Here is a 20,126-nt window from a genome sequence, read left to right on the forward strand (position 1 = left end):
GAATAGGATTTATATAATGATGGTCTTTCTATTAGGCTCACTGCTTACTTCTGTTTTTGAAACATAGGATATCATTTCTATATGCAGAGCAAGATCTTTAATAGTAGGTGAAGTATAAAGATCCTGTGGCGCTAGCTCCAGATTGAATTCTTTATTGATATTCTTCAAAATGCTCATCGCTTTTAATGAATCCCCGCCCAATTCGAAGAAATTATCGGTAGTTCCAACCTTTTTAGGTTCAAAAAAGTTATTAAATAGGCTACACAGCTTAATTTCTGTTGCAGAAACAGGGGCCACATATTCAGTACTAGATAGGATGCCTCCCGAAATTTGATCTTCCGGTTTGTTAATCGTTTTGTAATTATAGGTGAGGTATTGATTGGGATTTTTTGCCGATGCAATGATCTGATGATTTTGAACATTGGAAAGTACTGTAGCCTTAAAAATATCGACGAGTTCAGTCTCATTTATTGCACCCTCACTAACTCCATCCAGATTTACACTGACCCAATTCTGAGGTTTGGATTTTCCAATAAAATAATCTATATAAGAATTGGCTACTGAATACGCTCCAAAAGTCTGACCACCAAGGATTGCTGATAAACTGGAACTGATCCATACAAAATCAGGGGTTTTGCCGGAGAATACTTTATACAAATTAATGATTCCCTGTACCTTAGGAGACAACTGATCCTGAATCATTTCCATATCCAGATGCTCTACTAATTTTAAAGAATTACTTGAAGGGTTTCCTGTTAAATTCAGCACACCATGGATTTTTCCATATTCCTGTTCTATGAAAGCTATCGTTGATTCTAAAGATGTCAGATCTGAAATGTCAGAAGTAAAGTAAGACAATTCATTTCCTATTCTGTTTCTGAATCCTTCATCCAGTTGATCAATTAGTTTCCTACCTACAACGACAACTTTAGCTTTGTTTTCTAACAGGTAACCGGTCAAAACTTTTCCGATCTTACCTGAACCTCCAATGACAACGATAACTTTGGAATCGAGCTGAACATCACCTCTATCTTCACTCCATCTTTCATAAAACGGAACATATCTCTGATCTCCTTTATAGGTTACAAGAGGATCAGAAAAGTTGTATTCGATTTCATCAATGATCTTTCCATAAGCAATATCATTCCCTGATGGAATATCTAAAAGAAAACTGAAGATATTTTTATTTTCCTGCGCACAGACATACAGCTGACCAAATGAAGACAGCAATGTGATGTTACTGTTTTTATTGATCTCCATATTATTGAAATCCCCTACCAAAGTAATCTTTGAATTTAATGTAGGATCATTAGAGATTAAGAATTTCCCGATGATATTAAACAACCTGAAAACAGAGACCATGGAACTTAATTGATCATCCTGTATATTCCAGGTGAAAATAATCTGATAATTAGTATTGTCTGAAATATTAATTTTATCCAGATAATCTACAATACTTCCTAGCTCTATCTCCCCATTTGCTTTTAAAAATTCATTTTTTTCTAATTCAATAAAGCCTATCTCCCTGCTTCCTAGTTCGTTAATGATATTTTGCGATACAGCACTATTTTCAGAAAAAATAATAAATGTTGCCTTTTCCTCCTTCTCGCCTTTAGACAATAGGTTGCTCTTCCATTTTTTCTGATAAAAAAGGTCTAAAGACGAACGATTGTTATCTACCGTAAATCTTTTAAAAGGATTGACATGAAAATCCAGTTTATTTTTTTCAAATGCGTAGGTCGGCAATGAAATTTTCTTTCTTTTCTGATTTTGATAATATTTCTTCCAATCTATCTCAATACCCGATTGCCACAAATCACCCAAAGCTTTGTTTAAAAATTGCAGTTCCTCATTTTGACCGGATCTTTGCAATAAGCGAATAATGGTATTATCATTATAGAACTCGTTTTGTTTAATTGCATTGGTTAGTGTAGAAGGTCCTAATTCTATGAATATATAGTCTTTTGGATCCTTAAGAATATTTTTAATTCCTTTTTCAAAAAGAACAGTATTCAACATTTGTTCTTTCCAGTATTGGGGAGATTTAGCTTCGTCCCCTGAAATAAAGTTGGCTGTAAGATTTGATAGATACGGAATCTCAGGTACCGACAACTGAATATCAGAAAATAAATTTTCAAAATCTGCAGCAATACTATTCATCATTCGGGAATGAAATGCATGTGAAGTTTTTAAAAGAGTGGTTGTAATATTGCTTTCATTAAATACATTAATACATTCCTGAATATCTTCTTCTGTTCCAGACAAAACTGTTGTATGATCCGAATTGATCGCTGCTACCGAAATTCTATCCGGGATCTCATTTTTTATCTGTTCAAAAGAGGCATTTACAGCAACCATTTTTCCGGTTGGTACTTTACTCATTAATAAAGCTCTTTCTGCAACCAGCAATAGTCCATCTTCAAAAGAAAGTACTCCAGAAACGCAAGCTGCAACATATTCTCCCAAACTATGACCTATCATTAATGAAGGTTTTATTCCAAGTTCAATAAGAAATTTTGCTAATGCATATTCAATAAGGAATAATAAAGGCTGGGTATATTGAGTTTCATTAATCTTTAACGGATCAGAAGTTTGAGTATTACCATATCCCAGGACCTGAGAATAGTCTGCATTGAATTTATTCTTCAGGATTAAAAGCCCTTCATCTATATACTGTTTAAAATCTTCTTCCTGATGATAAAGATGTTTCCCCATTTTAAAGTACTGAGCTCCCTGGCCTGGAAAAACAAAAACAATATGTTGGGAAGATTTTGCTTTTTGGTAAAAATCTTTTTTAGCTTCTAACTCATTTAATAAATCTTCTCTGTCTTTGAAAACAATTGTATTTCTATAGTCAAACTGAGCTCTGCCTGTATTTAAGGAATAAGAAAGATCTGAAAGATTCATTTCCTGATTTTCGGTGATGAACTTTTTTAGTTTTATAAAATATTGTCTTACCGCTTCCGGTCTTTTGGCAGAATAGGTTATGACATTACTTACCTGTTTGTCTTTATGGTGATCGTCTGAATGATCAGCTACAAAATTTTCTAAAATCGCGTGAGCATTGGTTCCCCCAATTCCAAAACTACTTACTCCCGCAATTAATGGACGATTGTCTTTTGTCTCCCATTGTTTTGCCTGAGTATTAACATAAAATGGACCTTTGCTAAAACTTATTTCTGAGTTAGATTTTATATAATGTAAAGATGGTGGTATGACCTTTTTCTCTAAGGATAAGGCTGTTTTAATAATTCCTGTAATTCCTGCCGCATTACCGGTATGACCAAGGTTTGACTTCACAGCTCCTATGGCACATTTCAAAGATTGGTCATAGTTAAATGACTTATTCAGTGCCTCGATTTCAATAGGATCTCCCAATTTTGTTCCGGTACCATGGGTCTCGATATAAGAAATCTCATCAATAGAAACCTTTGCAAAATTATGGGCTTGCTTTATACAATCAGATTGTCCTGCTATGCTCGGTGCGGTATACCCTACTTTTCTTTTTCCATCATTGTTAACGGCAGTTGCTCTTACAATAGCATAGATATGATCATTATCATTGATAGCATCTTCCAGCCTCTTCAAGACAACTATACCACCGCCTTCTGTACCTACTGTTCCACTTGAATTTTCATCAAACGCCCTGCAATGTCCATCTTTAGAAGAGATCATTCCCTCTTCATACATATATCCTTTTTCATCTTTGGTGTTTAAAGCAATTCCTCCTGCTACCGCCATGGAACACTCTCTTAATAACAAAGCCCTGCATGCAGTATGCATTGCTACCAGCGAACTTGAGCATGCCGTATCCATAAAAATACTTGGCCCTTTTAGATTTAGATTATAAGAAATTAAAGAACTGCAAAAGTTTTTATTGTTGATTTGTGACAAATAAAAAGGATCCACCGTATCTTTTTTATTAATGGTAGTATGGGCAATCCAGTTGAAATTATCCGGAGCAGTAAGATACAAACCTACTTTATCCTGAATTTTTGATGGATCATAACATGAATCTTCAAATGCTTCCCAAACCAATTGATGTAAAATTCTGGTTTGTGGATCCATACTATTGGCTTCATCTTTTGTGTAGCCAAAAAATGTATAATCGAAAGCATCAGAATGATCAATAAATGTCTTTACTTTCACATAATTGGGATCCTGAATAAGCTTGGGTTCTACTCCGCTTTCCAATAATTCCTGATCTGTATAAAACTCAATCAGCTCATTTCCATTGGCGAGCTTTTCCCAGAATGTATGGGGATTATCGCAACCTGAAAACATACAGGCAACACCTATTATGGCTATGTCTCTTTTTAAGGATTCTCTTTGCATAGTAAAATTTAATCGAACAGGTTATCAATAAGGTTATCTACGTGATCCGACAGATTTTGATCTTCTGCTGTCGTTTCTTCAGTGTATGAGTTCATGCTTTGTATGAAGTGTGCTAACTCTGATACACTTGGGTAAGAAAAGAATTTGGCAATTTCTATTTCTAAACCAAAATCTTTACGCAATAGCTGGGAGAGCTTTACAATAGACAATGAATTTAATCCCATATCAAAGAAGTTGTCCTGAATACTGATCTCTTCTTTCTGATAATTCAAAATTTTTGCTAGTAATTCAACCAGTAGTTGCTCCGTTTCCGTTTGAGGTGCTACATATTCGTTCTTGATTAGATCCGAACTTTCCACTTCAGGTAAGCTTTTCCTGTCAATCTTGCCATTGCTGGTTAAAGGAATAAAATCCAGTTCCACATAAAAACCTGGCAGCATATACTGCGGAAGCTTTGTTTCCAGATATTGAGACAAGTCTTGTTTATCAATCGATATGTCTGAAACATAATACACTACCAAACTCTTATTGCCCTGATGTTCTTTAACGGCAGTAACTGCATTTTTGATAGAATCTCCATAAGAAAGTACCTGAGTGTCTATTTCTCCTAGCTCTATCCTATGACCGCGGATCTTAACCTGATGATCAATTCTTCCCAAATATTCGATATTACCGTCTGGTAACCATCTTCCAAGATCACCGGAACGATACATTTTACCGCCTTTTACAAAAGGATTATCAATAAATTTCTCTTCAGTTAAATCTTCAAGGTTAAGGTAACCTCTGGCCAAACCATCACCGGAAACATACATCTCTCCAATCACTCCTACAGGAAGCAAATGACCGTATGGATTCAGAATATAGCAGCCCAACGTTGGGATAGGTTTTCCTATATTAGATAAAGAACGGGTCATGTCTGCAGTGTTAAGCTTTTTATAGGTAACATGGACAGTAGTTTCCGTGATCCCGTACATATTGATCATTTGGATTTCCGGATATTTACGATGCCAATCCTGCAATAGAACAGGATTAAGAGCTTCTCCTCCAAAAATGACATAGCGTAACGACAGTTTCTCGTTATTAAATTCACTGTCAAATTCCAGAAGATTATAAAAAGCAGCAGGAGTTTGATTTAATATCGTGATCTTGTTCTCAATCAGATAGTTTAAGAAGGCTCCGGGATCCTGAGCCGTCTGCTTTGAGATTATATGCAAACTGCCTCCGTAAAGTAAGGCACCATAACATTCCCATACCGAAAAGTCAAAATTATAGGAATGGAATAAAGTCCATGAGTCATTACTGTTAAAATCATACAATGCTTCGTCATTGAACAATAAACGAACTACATTTTTATGTTCAATCATTACCCCTTTTGGATTTCCTGTGGTCCCTGAAGTATAGATAATATAAGCTAAGTGATCTGGTCTGATTACTGTCTCAGGATTCTCTGTGGAATATTTTTCTTTTAAAGAATCAAACTCTAAAAGGAAAGATTCATCAATACTAGCTTTAGCCTGGGTGTCACTCAAAATGTAATTGATCCTTTCCTTTGGATAATCAACATCTATTGGCACGTAAGCTCCTCCCGACTTCAGTATCCCTAATATTGCAACCAGCATATTCTCATTACGAGGTAACTCAATACAAATCAAATCATCTCCCTCTATAGAATATTTCTCACGTAAATAATGAGCTAACTGATTGGATCGGGCATTGAGGTCAGCATAGGTCAGCGAAATATCTTCATAAACAACTGCTGCATGATCCGGAGTCGTTAGTACCTGTTTTTCAAATAAACTTACAATAGTTTCATCAACAGGATAATTAACTTCTGTATTATTGAATGATTCTAAAACTGCCTTTTCTTCAAGGCTTACATAATCCATTGTTTTTAAAGGAGTATCTGCTGCACTTATAAACTGATGAAAAACTTCTCTAAAATGAGACAATAAAGACGTCATTGAAGATGGAGCAAATACGGAAGAATTATAGCGAAACTCAATATGCAGACTGCCATTATCAGGAACCACAACAATGGTAAAAGGATAATTCGTCTGTTCAAAAGAACCTGCTGACTCAGACGATAAGCCTGCATATGAACTTGCTTCTGCATTCCCTTGCTCATTCTTTACATAATTCTCAAAAACAATAATATGATTAATCAGCTCTTTACCTAAAGAGGATAAAGACTGGATCTCTGCCAGACTATTAAAATGATAACGGCTGCTCTGAATAGAGTCCTGATGAAGTTGGCTTAACAGACTACGTGGAGTATCCTCCTCACCAATTCGGGCACATACTGGTATTGTATTGATAAATAACCCCACCATATTCTCAATTCCAGGAATTTCAGCAGGTCTTCCTGAAACCACACTCCCAAAGACTACTTCTTCGGATGCATTATAAGAGCTTAACAAGTAAGACCACACTCCCTGGAAATACGTATTCAACGTAATACCGGAACCCTGACAGAAGTCTTCAATAGCCTCAAAATCATGTTTTCCTATGGTAAGGGTTTCAGTAAGGTAATGGTTGTGGGATGATTCATTGGTATTAATAAAAGGAATTAATGTCGGGGAATCGATTCCCTGGAGATAATTTTTCCAATAGGTTAAAGCTTCTTCTTTATCTACGCTTTCAAGCCATTTAATATATGAAGCGTATTTCTCAGTATCCGGTAATGGAATAGCAATACCATTTTGAAGACTGCCTAATATTGTAGAAAAATCACTGATCAGAATACTAAGGCACCAGCCGTCCATAATGATATGATGATGACTCCAGATGAAGTCGTAATAACCATTAGGTAATTGTACAACCAGCAAACGCATCTGTGTAGGTTCACCCAAATTAAAACCACGATCTATATCACCTTGTCTGATATTGTCTAGTTCAAGTTCTGATTCTAAGATTAAATGCTTAAAGTCAATTCGAGCTTTTTTATGAACAATCTGTAAAGGCACTTCTCCATAACGGTCTTCAAAGGAAGTGCGAAGAATCGTGTAACGGTTTAATAATATCCCAAATGCCTTTTCTACCAAAGATAAGTTAAGCTCAGAAGCTTTAATGCGGTACGAAGTCTGCATAAAATATGCTAATCCTTTAGGATCTACCAGCCAATGATAATACAAGCCCTGCTGCATCGGGGAAAGCTCATAAATATCTTCTATATCATTCCCTTTACTGATCTCCTCAATGGTGCTGAATGATAATCCTTTGTAAGTAAGGTCTGATGGAGTTAGAATCACAGATGAATCTTCACTCTCTTTCACTATAGCTTCCAGGTGAGACTGATAAGCGAATAAAAGTTTTTGTATCGTATTTTCTGTAAATAATTTATCTGAAAAACGGATATTGATACTCATCACTCCGTTCACCGTCATTCCTGAGACATCCAACAAGAGATCTGTAGATAAATTAGCAGAATCTACAGAAGAGCCTATATTTTCGGAACTGTAATCAAATAAGGAGCGCTTCCCTTCAGTTTCAGAATCTCCAATTTCATTAAAATCTCCAAGGTAATTGAACTGTATGGAAGGATTACTTGTTGAAGAAAATGCATCACCCAGATAATTCAAAATACCATAACCAATCCCTTTGTTTGGAATACCTCGTAAACCTTCTTTTACACTTACCAAAGCAGGCTGACTGTTATCGCTGATATCAAGGTTAAAAGGATATACACTGGTAAACCAACCTATCGTCCGGCTGATGTCAAGTCCTGTGTTCATCACTTCCCTACCATGTCCTTCCATTAATACCTTGGTCTTGCTAACCCCAAACTGATTCTGTAAAGCCAATGCCAAACCGGTCAGTAAAACATCATTGATCTCTGCACTGTATTTCCTCCCTGCACGAGTCTGTAATAATTTAGTAGCATCAGTACTTAAACTAAAACCTAAGCTTTTATCTAAAACCTGTTTGCCTTCTACAGGATAATCTGTAACAAGAGCTGTATAGTTTTCAGATTCTACGCCTTCCCAATATAAACGCTCTTTGGATAGTTCCAAACTTCTGCTGTATTCATCCAAGGCTTTACCCCAACTCTGGAAGGAATCCGTTTTAGAGGGCAGAGAATATTGTTGTCCTCTAATTTCTGACTCATATAAATTACCTAAATCTTCCAGCAAAATTCTCCACGAAACACCATCCATTACCAAATGATGAACAACTAAAATGATACGGTCCCCATCACTCATGGAAACATGACCCACATGGAATAAAACTCCAGACTCTATGTTGATTGTACTCTGAAGGTCCTTTCCTATTTGTTGTAATTGGAATAATTCTTCTGATTCACTGCCACTGTCCCGGATATCAAAAGACGCTAAACGGTAATGTACGCCATCAATTCCCGAATTATACTGATTCCATTTCCCGTCTTTATGACTATACATCATTCTTAAAGCATCATGATGCTCTACAAGACATTTTAAGGAAGTTTCTAAAACAGAAGCCGACAGTCTTTCACTGCTTTTTAAAATAACAGACTGATTATAATGATTTTTATTGGTGATCCCTTCACTTTCAAAGAAATACCTCTGGATAGGAGTTAGAATACTTTCTCCTGTAACTTCAGACTGGTCGATTTTAGCAACATCTGTTGTCATATAGCACGCCAGCTCTTCTAATACAGGATACTGTAAAATATGTTCTACCTTCAGACTATAACCCTGCTGACGAAGCCTGGAAACTATCTGAATGGATTTTATGGAGTCTCCTCCTAAATTATAATAGTTATCACGGATACTGATCGGACTGTGTTTCAAGACCTGCTCACAGACAGAGACTAATACCTTTTCTTCTTTACTGGTAGCTGCAACATATTCTGTGGTAATAAGATCTTCTGAACTTACTTCTGGTAAACTCTTTCTGTCAACCTTTCCATTGCTTGTTAAAGGAATCTGGTCAAGTTCCACATAAAAGCCGGGTAACATATATTGTGGAAGCTTGCTCTCCAGATGTCTCGCCAGATCCTGCTTGTCAATCGGGGTATCACTTACATAGTACACCACCAAACTCTTATCTTCTTCATGTTCTTTTACTTCTGTAACAACAGATTTAATCGATTCACTGAAAGAAAGCACCTGGCTGTCGATCTCTCCAAGCTCTATCCTATGACCACGGATCTTTACCTGATGGTCAATCCTTCCCAGATACTCTATTGTACCATCAGCTAGCCATTTTCCTAAATCTCCTGTGCGGTACATCTTCGTACCCGGAATAAATGGATTGTCTACAAACTTCTCTGCGGTAAGCTCTGGATTATTTAAATAACCCTGAGCCAATCCAGCTCCAGAGATATACATCTCCCCGCTTACTCCTGCAGGAACCAAATGTTTATTCTCATCTAAAATATAAATCTGCGTATTGGCGATAGGCTGACCGATAGGTATGGTAGAAGAAGCTAAATCACTCCCCTTTTCAAGTTTATGTACGGTAGCACAGATGCTCGTCTCTGTAGGACCATAAGCATTGTAAAAAGTTCCATACTTCAGATATTCTTTCGTCTTACCAATAATTGCTGATTCTCCTGCGGTTATTAAACCTTTCAATCCCTGAAGTCTCTCAACATTCAGTAAACTGAAAAATGCCGGTGGCAGTGTTACCAGATCAATGGAATGATTGTTTACATACTCTTCAAAGGCATAAACATCTTTTCTCACTGAATCACTCAAAATATGAAGACTCTTACCACTTAGCAACGTCATAAAAATCTCTGAAATAGAAGCATCAAATGAAAAAGAAGCAAACTGAGCAACATTCTCATAAGAGGAAACTTCAAAGAATTCTTTCTGGAATAACATTGTATTCAAAATACCGCCATGAGTATTCAAAACTCCTTTTGGTTCTCCCGTAGAACCGGAAGTGTATATGATGTATGCAATATCATCTCTTTCTAAAACTTCTGATGTAAACCCTGAGGCATCTTCTTCTGTAAATTCTAAATCTATAGAAAAAGATTCACCAGAATAGAAATCAAGGTCAAAGAAATAGTAAGATTCGGTGATCAGTAAAGATAAATCAGAAGTCATCACTTCTTTCCTGGATTCTGGAAGATTCGCATCTATAGGTACATAAACTGCTCCTAGTTTCAATATCCCAAGAATAGAAACGATCTGATTTTCTCCACGATTAAGCATTACTCCTACATAATCGCCTTTCTTGATTCCATAAGCACTTTGAAGCTGAAGAGCAAGGCTGGATGCTTTTTCATTCAATTCGATATAGCTTAAGCTAAGATCATCAAAAACAACAGCAATATTGTCAGGAGTAACATTCACCTGATCTTCAAATAAACTAAGAATTGTTGTACCTGCAGGATAAGCAACTTCTGTAGCGTTAAGCTCATTGATCAGGAACTCTCGTTCAGAGAAACTTAGATAATCTAATTCCGAAAGAGGAGTATCAATGTACGTTTTAAATTGGTTAAGAGCATTTTTCAAATGAGAAACCAGAATCTTGATAAAAGAAGAATATACTGATGCATTGTATTCAAAATCCATATTTAAATGATCCTCATATGGTTCTGCGACTAATGTAAAGTTATAGTTGGATTGATCAAAAACTTTTACTTTTTCAAAGTTTTCATTCGGTTCATTCTTTACGTAGTTTTCAAATATAATAATGTTGCTTAGCAAATCTTTCCCTAAAGAAGATAAGGATTGAATTTCCGCCAAACTGTTGAAATGATATCCTGTATTCTGTATAGAATTCTGATGTACTTTTTTCAAAAGGCTACGCGGTGTATCATCTTTGTTAACCAAAATCCTTACAGGGATGGTATTGATAAACAATCCGACCATACGTTCTACGTCCTCAATTTCTGCCGGTCTTCCTGACACAACAGCTCCGAATATGATTTCTTCTGAGGAATTGTATTTACTTAAAAGATAAGACCACACACCCTGTATATAAGTATTGAGAGTAATTCCAAGTTTCTGACACAGCTGATCAATTTCTTTAAATTCATCTCCCACCACACTAAATTTTTCGGTAACAAAATGAGGAGGTTCTTCTTTGGAGTTCTTTTCAAAAGGTATAAGCGTTGGAGCATTAATTCCTTCTAAATAGTTTTTCCAATGCAACATTGCCGAATCTTTATCAATCCCGCTTAGCCATTTAAGATAAGCAGAATATTTCTGAGGTTCTGGTAAATTGGCTTCCAGACTTTGTTTAAGCGAGTCTAATATTGCAGAGAAATCGTTGATCAGGATACTCAGACACCATCCATCCATAATGATATGGTGATAACTCCAAATAAACTCATATGTATCATTTGATAATTCTACTATTATCAAACGTAATTGTGTAGGTTGATTCAGAGCAAAACCACGGATAATATCATTTTCTTTAATAATCTCCAGATCGTTTTCCAGGGAATCTTTAGATCCTATTGTATGATATTTAAAGTCAACTTGTGCTTTTTTGTGAACGATCTGCAAAGGAACTTCTCCATAACGATTATCAAAAGAAGTCCGTAAAACCGTATAGCGATTGACAAGGATTCCAAATGCCTTTTCTACTTCTGACAGATCAAAATCCTCGGATTTTGTCCTGTACGAAGTCTGCATGAAATACGTGGCTCCTTTGGGTTCCACAAGCCAATGGTAATACAAGCCCTGCTGCATTGGCGAAAGCTCATAAATATCTTCAATATCCCCTTTCTTATTGATCTCCTGAATCGTATTGAATGACAATCCTTTATAAGTAAGATCTGATGGTGTTAAAATCACCTCTGAGCCTTCACTCTCACCAATCATTTTCTCCAATTGATTCTGATAGCTATCCATCAGTTTCTGAACCGTAGCTTCAGTAAAGAGATCTCCTGAATAACGGATCGTGATAGTCATGGCACCACTCATCGTGATTCCTGAAACATCCAATAGAATATCGGTTCCTAGGTTTTCTTCAGATACCGGATTCCCGATAAACTCTGAGCTATAATTAAATGCTGATCCTATTGTATCATCAAAATCTCCAAGATAATTGAACTGAATAGTAGGACTTCCTGTTGAAGAAAATGAATCCCCTAAATAATTTAATACTCCGTAACCAATCCCTTTATGAGGAATACCTCTCAAATTTTCTTTGACACTCACCAAAGCCGGCTGACTCTCATTGCTGATGTCTAACGAAAAAGGATACACACTGGTGAACCATCCTACTGTTCTGCTGATATCAAGGTCAGTACTCATCACCTCTCTACCATGACCTTCCATCAGCACCTTGGTCTTGTTAATACCAAACTGATCCTGTAAGGATAAGGCCAATCCCGTCAATAAAACATCATTAATCTCTGCACTGTATTTCTTACCTGCACGCGTCTGTAATAATTTCGTAGACAATTCATTTAAGGAAAAGCTGATGCTGCTATCTAAAATATGTTTGCCTTTTGCAGGGTAATCGGTTGGAATAACCGGATAAATCTCTGATTCTATACCTTCCCAATACAAACGCTCTTGGGATAAAGAAGAACTATTGCTATACTTCTCCAATGCTGCTCCCCAACTCTGGAAAGAATCTGTTTTGGAAGGAAGTTCATAAGATACTCCTTTCATTCCCGATTCATATAAGCTTCCTAAATCTTCAAGCAAAATCCTCCAGGAAACTCCGTCAACCACAAGGTGGTGAATAACCAATATGATTCGGTCACCATCACTCATCGAAACATGTCCTATATGGAATAATATTCCGGATTCTATATTGACGGCGCTTTGGAGACGATCTCCTATTTTTTGTAAAGAACTCTGCTCGTTTTCAAAAGAGCCTTCTTCTCTGATATCAAAATATTCAAAATGATAATGATGACCTTCTGATCCTGCATTATATTGATTCCACTCACCTTCTTTCTGGCTATACACCATTCTTAAGGCATCATGGTGTTCTACAAGACGTTTGATCGAAGATTCCAAGACAGAACCTGATAGTCTTTCATTGCTCTTTAAAATAACAGACTGATTATAATGATTTTTATTGGTGATCCCTTCACTTTCAAAGAAATACCTCTGGATAGGAGTTAGAATACTTTCTCCTGTAACTTCAGACTGGTCGATTTTAGCAACATCTGTTGTCATATAGCACGCCAACTCTTCTAAAACAGGATATTGTAAAATATGTTCTACTTTTAAGCTATAGCCACGCTGACGTAATCTGGATACGATCTGGATTGACTTAATCGAATCGCCTCCAAGGTTATAATAATTATCACGGATACTGACAGGACTGTATTTTAAAACCTGCTCACAGACTTCTACCAATGCTTTTTCTTCCGTTGTTACTGGAGCCACATATTCAGTCTTGATTAAATCTGAAGTGCTTACTTCTGGCAAACTCTTTCTGTCGATCTTTCCGTTACTGGTCAGTGGAATATGCGCTAACTCAACGTAAAAACCAGGTAGCATATATTGGGGAAGCTTACTCTCTAAATAATAAGCTAGTTCTTGCTTGTCAATAACAGAATCACTGACATAATACACCACTAGCTTTTTGTCTCCTTCATGTTCTTTGACTTCCGTAACTACAGATTTAATTGATTCACTGAAAGAAAGCACCTGATGATCAATCTCTCCAAGCTCTATTCTATGCCCACGGATCTTTACCTGATCGTCAATCCTTCCCAGATACTCTATTGTACCATCTGGCAACCATCTTCCCAAATCTCCAGTACGGTACATTTTTGTACCTTCAACAAACGGATTGTCTATAAACTTCTCTTCTGTCAGATCTTCACGATTTAAATAACCTCTTGCTAAACCCGCTCCCGCTATATACAATTCTCCATGAATTCCAACTGGTAACAGATGACCATATTCATCCAATATATAAATCTGTGTATTCGAAATTGGACCTCCGATCGTGTTAACAGATAGCTCAACTTTCCGGGCAATACAGCCTACGGTTGCCTCTGTTGGGCCGTACTCATCATAGATCTCAATATCTTTATTGATAGCGTGAATAATCTGAATATGCTCATTATAAAGCTTTTCTCCTCCTAAAATAATTTTTCGGATACCCGTATTATTGATTTCTACATTCTTTAATAATGAAATATGAGAAGGCGTTAATTTTAAAATATCTATATCTGGATTTTCAAACGCATTCATAAGAACAGCTAAAATGTCTACTTCATTCTCTCCCAACCATAAAGAGCTTCCTCTCGTCAGAGAACAGAATAGTGCAGTAACTGAAAGATCAAAGGATATTGAAGTGAATAATCCCCAGTTGCCTCGGTCTCCACCATTAAAATAATATCCATTACTCCAGGAAACATAGTTCATCAAACTAGAATGGCTGATACAAACTCCTTTAGGGTTTCCTGTTGTACCCGACGTATAAATAACATAAGCCAGATCTGAACGATGAATCTCTGTAGAAAGATTTTCTATTGAATAATTTTCTTTCAATGAATCAAACTCTTTCCAGAAAGACTCATCTATACACAATTTAGACTGTGTATCTTTCACAATAAAATCTTTTCTTTCCTGAGGGTAATTCACATCAATCGGAACATACGCTCCTCCTGATTTTAGAATTCCAAGAATCGAAACAATCATCTTTTCATTACGTGGCAGTTCAATACAAACCAAGTCATTAGATCTGATATTGTAATGATTTCTCAGGTAATGAGCTAGACGGTTAGATTCTGCATTTAAATCATTGTAGCTAAGCTTTACATCATCATATATTAATGCTACACTATTCGCACAGCTATTAACCTGTTCTTCAAACAATTTTACAACAGTCTTTTCAGAAGAATATGAAGTTTCTGCACCATTGAAGTCTTCCAATAATTCCTTTACTTCCGGATTACTTAAATAGCTGAAGTTTTTGATTGCCTGATCAGGAAAAGCTGCAAACTGTCCCAATATATTCTTAAAATGCCCGGCTAAAGATGTTATTAAAGATTTATAAAATACAGATGAATTGTATTTAAAATCTATTGATAAGCTATTTTTTCCCGGAACGGCAATAATATTAAAATCATAATTCGTCTGTTCAAAAGTATCTGCTTTTTGATCAGCCATTCCCATGATCGAAAGATGATTATTAACATCTCGCTTTGCATAGTTCTCAAAAACGATAATATTGTTGATCAACTCTTTTCCTAATGAAGATAGAGACTGGATATCGGATAAACCGGTAAAATGGTATCCGGTACCCTGAATAGAATCGTGATGTAATTTTTCGAGTAAATTTCTTGGTGTTTCATCTTTACTTACATTCACACATACAGGAATAGTATTGATAAAGAGTCCGACCATATGCTCAACCTCTTCAATATCTGCAGGTCTTCCTGAAACCACACTCCCAAAAACTACTTCTTCAGATGCATTATAACAACTTAACAAATAAGACCAAACTCCCTGGACATATGTATTGAGAGTGATTCCCAGATTTTTACAAAGATTGCTAATACCAGCGAATTCCTCATTTTCTACTTTTATTATTTCGGTAATAAAGTGAGGATCCTTTTCTGATGTACTCTTTTTAAAAGGAATAAGTGTTGGAGAAACCACCCCTTTGAGATAATTTTCCCAGTAACTTAAGGCTTCTTCTTTATTTACTGTTTTCAGCCAGTTGATATAAGACGAATATTTTTTAGATTCCGGCAAATTAATCTCCACATCTTGTTTCAGGGAGTTCAAAATAACAGCGAAATCATTGATAAGGATACTTAAACACCACCCATCCATGATAATATGGTGATGACTCCAAATGAATTCATATTCTCCATTAGGAAGCGTGATAACCGTCAGGCGCATTTGGGTAGGTACACCCAGGCCAAATCCTTGGGCTATATCCTCTTCTTTTATAGTATCTAATTCAAGCTCTGATTCTAAGATTAAATGCTTAAAGTCAACTTGTGCTTTTTTGTGAACGATTTGCAAAGGAACTTCTCCATAACGATTATCAAAAGAAGTCCGTAAAACCGTATAGCGATTGACAAGGATTCCAAATGCCTTTTCTACTTCTGACAGATCAAGACCCTCGGATTTTGTCCTGTACGAAGTCTGCATGAAATACGTGGCTCCTTTGGGTTCCACAAGCCAATGGTAATACAAGCCCTGCTGCATTGGCGAAAGCTCATAAATATCTTCAATATCCCCTTTCTTATTGATCTCCTGAATCGTATTGAATGACAATCCTTTATAAGTAAGATCTGATGGTGTTAAAATCACCTCTGAGCCTTCACTCTCGCCAATCATTTTCTCCAATTGATTCTGATAGCTATCCATCAGTTTCTGAACCGTAGCTTCAATAAAGAGATCTCCTGAATAACGGATCGTGATAGTCATGGCACCACTCATCGTGATTCCTGAAACATCCAATAGAATATCGGTTCCTAGGTTTTCTTCAGATACCGGATTCCCGATAAACTCTGAGCTATAATTAAATGCTGATCCTATTGTATCATCAAAATTTCCAAGATAATTGAACTGAATAGTAGGACTTCCTGTTGAAGAAAATGAATCCCCTAAATAATTTAATACTCCGTAACCAATCCCTTTATGAGGAATACCTCTCAAATTTTCTTTGACACTCACCAAAGCCGGCTGACTCTCATTGCTGATGTCTAACGAAAAAGGATACACACTGGTGAACCATCCTACTGTTCTGCTGATATCAAGGTCAGTACTCATCACCTCTCTACCATGACCTTCCATCAGCACCTTGGTCTTGTTAATACCAAACTGATCCTGTAAGGATAAGGCCAATCCCGTCAATAAAACATCATTAATCTCTGCACTGTATTTCTTACCTGCACGCGTCTGTAATAATTTCGTAGACAATTCATTTAAGGAAAAGCTGATGCTGCTATCTAAAATATGTTTGCCTTTTGCAGGGTAATCGGTTGGAATAACCGGATAAATCTCTGATTCTATACCTTCCCAATACAAACGCTCTTGGGATAAAGAAGAACTATTGCTATACTTCTCCAATGCTGCTCCCCAACTCTGGAAAGAATCTGTTTTGGAAGGAAGTTCATAAGATACTCCTTTCATTCCCGATTCATATAAGCTTCCTAAATCTTCAAGCAAAATCCTCCAGGAAACTCCGTCAACCACAAGGTGGTGAATAACCAATATGATTCGGTCACCATCACTCATCGAAACATGTCCTATATGGAATAATATTCCGGATTCTATATTGACGGCGCTTTGGAGACGATCTCCTATTTTTTGTAAAGAACTCTGCTCGTTTTCAAAAGAGCCTTCTTCTCTGATATCAAAATATTCAAAATGATAATGATGACCTTCTGATCCTGCATTATATTGATTCCACTCACCTTCTTTCTGGCTATACACCATTCTTAAGGCATCATGGTGTTCTACAAGACGTTTGATCGAAGATTCCAAGACAGAACCTGATAGTCTTTCATTGCTCTTTAAAATAACAGACTGATTATAATGATTTTTATTGGTGATCCCTTCACTTTCAAAGAAATACCTCTGGATAGGAGTTAGAATACTTTCTCCTGTAACTTCAGACTGGTCGATTTTAGCAACATCTGTTGTCATATAGCACGCCAACTCTTCTAAAACAGGATATTGTAAAATATGTTCTACTTTTAAGCTATAGCCACGCTGACGTAATCTGGATACGATCTGGATTGACTTAATCGAATCGCCTCCAAGGTTATAATAATTATCACGGATACTGACAGGACTGTATTTTAAAACCTGCTCACAGACTTCTACCAATGCTTTTTCTTCCGTTGTTACTGGAGCCACATATTCAGTCTTGATTAAATCTGAAGTGCTTACTTCTGGCAAACTCTTTCTGTCGATCTTTCCGTTACTGGTCAGTGGAATATGCGCTAACTCAACGTAAAAACCAGGTAGCATATATTGGGGAAGCTTACTCTCTAAATAATAAGCTAGTTCTTGCTTGTCAATAACAGAATCACTGACATAATACACCACTAGCTTTTTGTCTCCTTCATGTTCTTTGACTTCCGTAACTACAGATTTAATTGATTCACTGAAAGAAAGCACCTGATGATCAATCTCTCCAAGCTCTATTCTATGCCCACGGATCTTTACCTGATCGTCAATCCTTCCCAGATACTCTATTGTACCATCTGGCAACCATCTTCCCAAATCTCCGGTACGGTACATTTTTGTACCTTCAACAAACGGATTGTCTATAAACTTCTCTTCTGTCAGATCTTCACGGTTTAAATAACCTCTTGCTAAACCTGCTCCCGCGATATACAATTCTCCATGAACTCCAACTGGTAACAAATGTCCATATTCATCCAATATATAAATCTGTGTATTCGAAATAGACTTTCCAATATTTACATTTGGATCATTGACAATGGAAACAGATGACCATACTGCACACTCTGTAGGACCATATTCATTATACAGAATAGCATCGCTATGTTTTTGATGATTTAATACTAAATTTTTACTTAATTCCTCTCCTGCAACAATGACATGTTTCAGCGTATTTTCTCCTGAAATGTTTTCATTGAGATAAGGAAGCAAACTGGAGTAATAATTGGGAACACATAATATTCCCTCAATTTTATTTTTTATAATCCGATGCGAAATATATTCAACATCTTTAATATTCATATTGCTTTCAATAAATAATCTTCCGCCACTGCACAGTGTTCCAAAGATTACGGCTACCGAAGAGTCAAAAGAGAAAGAAGGGACAAGTAACATACTTTCAATATCATAGAAAGCAATTCTGTTGATCGTAGAATGAAATACATTCTGATGCTCAATCATTACCCCTTTAGGTTTTCCGGTAGTTCCTGATGTATAAATAACGTATGCCAGATGATTTCCTTTTATTGCACAACCACAGCTTTCCGCTGAATATGCATGTTTAACTTCATTAAACTTGGCCAGGAATACTTCATCTATATTCACTTTAGCTTTAGTATCAGATAGAATGTAGTCAATCCGTTCTTTTGGATAATCTCTATCGATAGGAACGTATGCTCCTCCAGATTTTAATATACCCAGTATGGATATGATCATCATTTCATTCCGGGGAAGTTGAATACAGATCAGGTCATCAGCCTTTATATCATATTGATTTTTAATATAATGAGCCAACCTATTGGATTCCATATCAAGATCAGCATAACTCAATGCTACATCTCCATAGATTACTGCAAGCCCGTCGGGATTTTTCCTTACCTGAGAATCAAATAAATCAATAATTGTCTGATCAGAAGGGTAATCAGTTGTCAAGTTAAACCTGCTAAGCATTTCTACTCCCTCCTCTTCTGAAACAAGGGCATAATCGGTGAGACTTGTATCTAGTAATTGATCATAATTGGAAAGAATATGCACTAAACTCTTCAATAAATTCTCAATTAAATATCCTCTATAAATATCTTTATAACAAATACTTAAAACAACCTTTTCTTCAGATTCGTTATACAAAAGAGAAAGATTATCCTGTACGGATTCAGATCCCTTCCCATACTGAATCGAAAAATTAGAGTATTTCGTTAAATCAAGATCATTGTTATTGTAATCAGAATGAGAAACAGCTTCTTTAATATTGCTGGCAAAACTCTTCAAAAGGTCTTTAAATGTTATCTCTGTATTTTTCTCAACATCCAATAATATTTTATTTTTTAATGGAATATGATCAGATGCAAACACCTTAATAACACCTTGAAAATCTTCACAATATCTATCAAGTAAAAAAGAAAAAACAGATGAAAGAATGGTTAATTTGGATAAAGAACTGTTTTTTGAAATTTTCAGAAAACTATCCAGATCACACTTCAAAATCTCGATTTCCAAAGATGCAGT

The 20,126-nt window shown here is 36.3% G+C and carries 2 protein-coding genes; both read right to left on the bottom strand.

From position 1 onward, the window contains the following. Positions 1 to 9: 9 nt before the first annotated feature. A complete protein-coding gene (locus ACNFU2_RS07170; protein ID WP_273648453.1) occupies positions 10 to 4,335 on the bottom strand; it encodes a type I polyketide synthase in 4,326 nt (1,441 codons plus the stop codon). An 8-nt stretch (positions 4,336 to 4,343) separates the two neighbouring features. After that, positions 4,344 to 20,117, bottom strand: a complete 15,774-nt coding sequence (locus ACNFU2_RS07175; protein WP_418124445.1) for an amino acid adenylation domain-containing protein — start codon at positions 20,115 to 20,117, stop codon at positions 4,344 to 4,346. Positions 20,118 to 20,126 lie beyond the last annotated feature (9 nt).

Origin of the sequence: Chryseobacterium sp. PTM-20240506, from assembly GCF_048296755.1 — a bacterium.
In the GTDB taxonomy this organism is placed as follows: Bacteria; Bacteroidota; Bacteroidia; order Flavobacteriales; family Weeksellaceae; genus Chryseobacterium; species Chryseobacterium proteolyticum.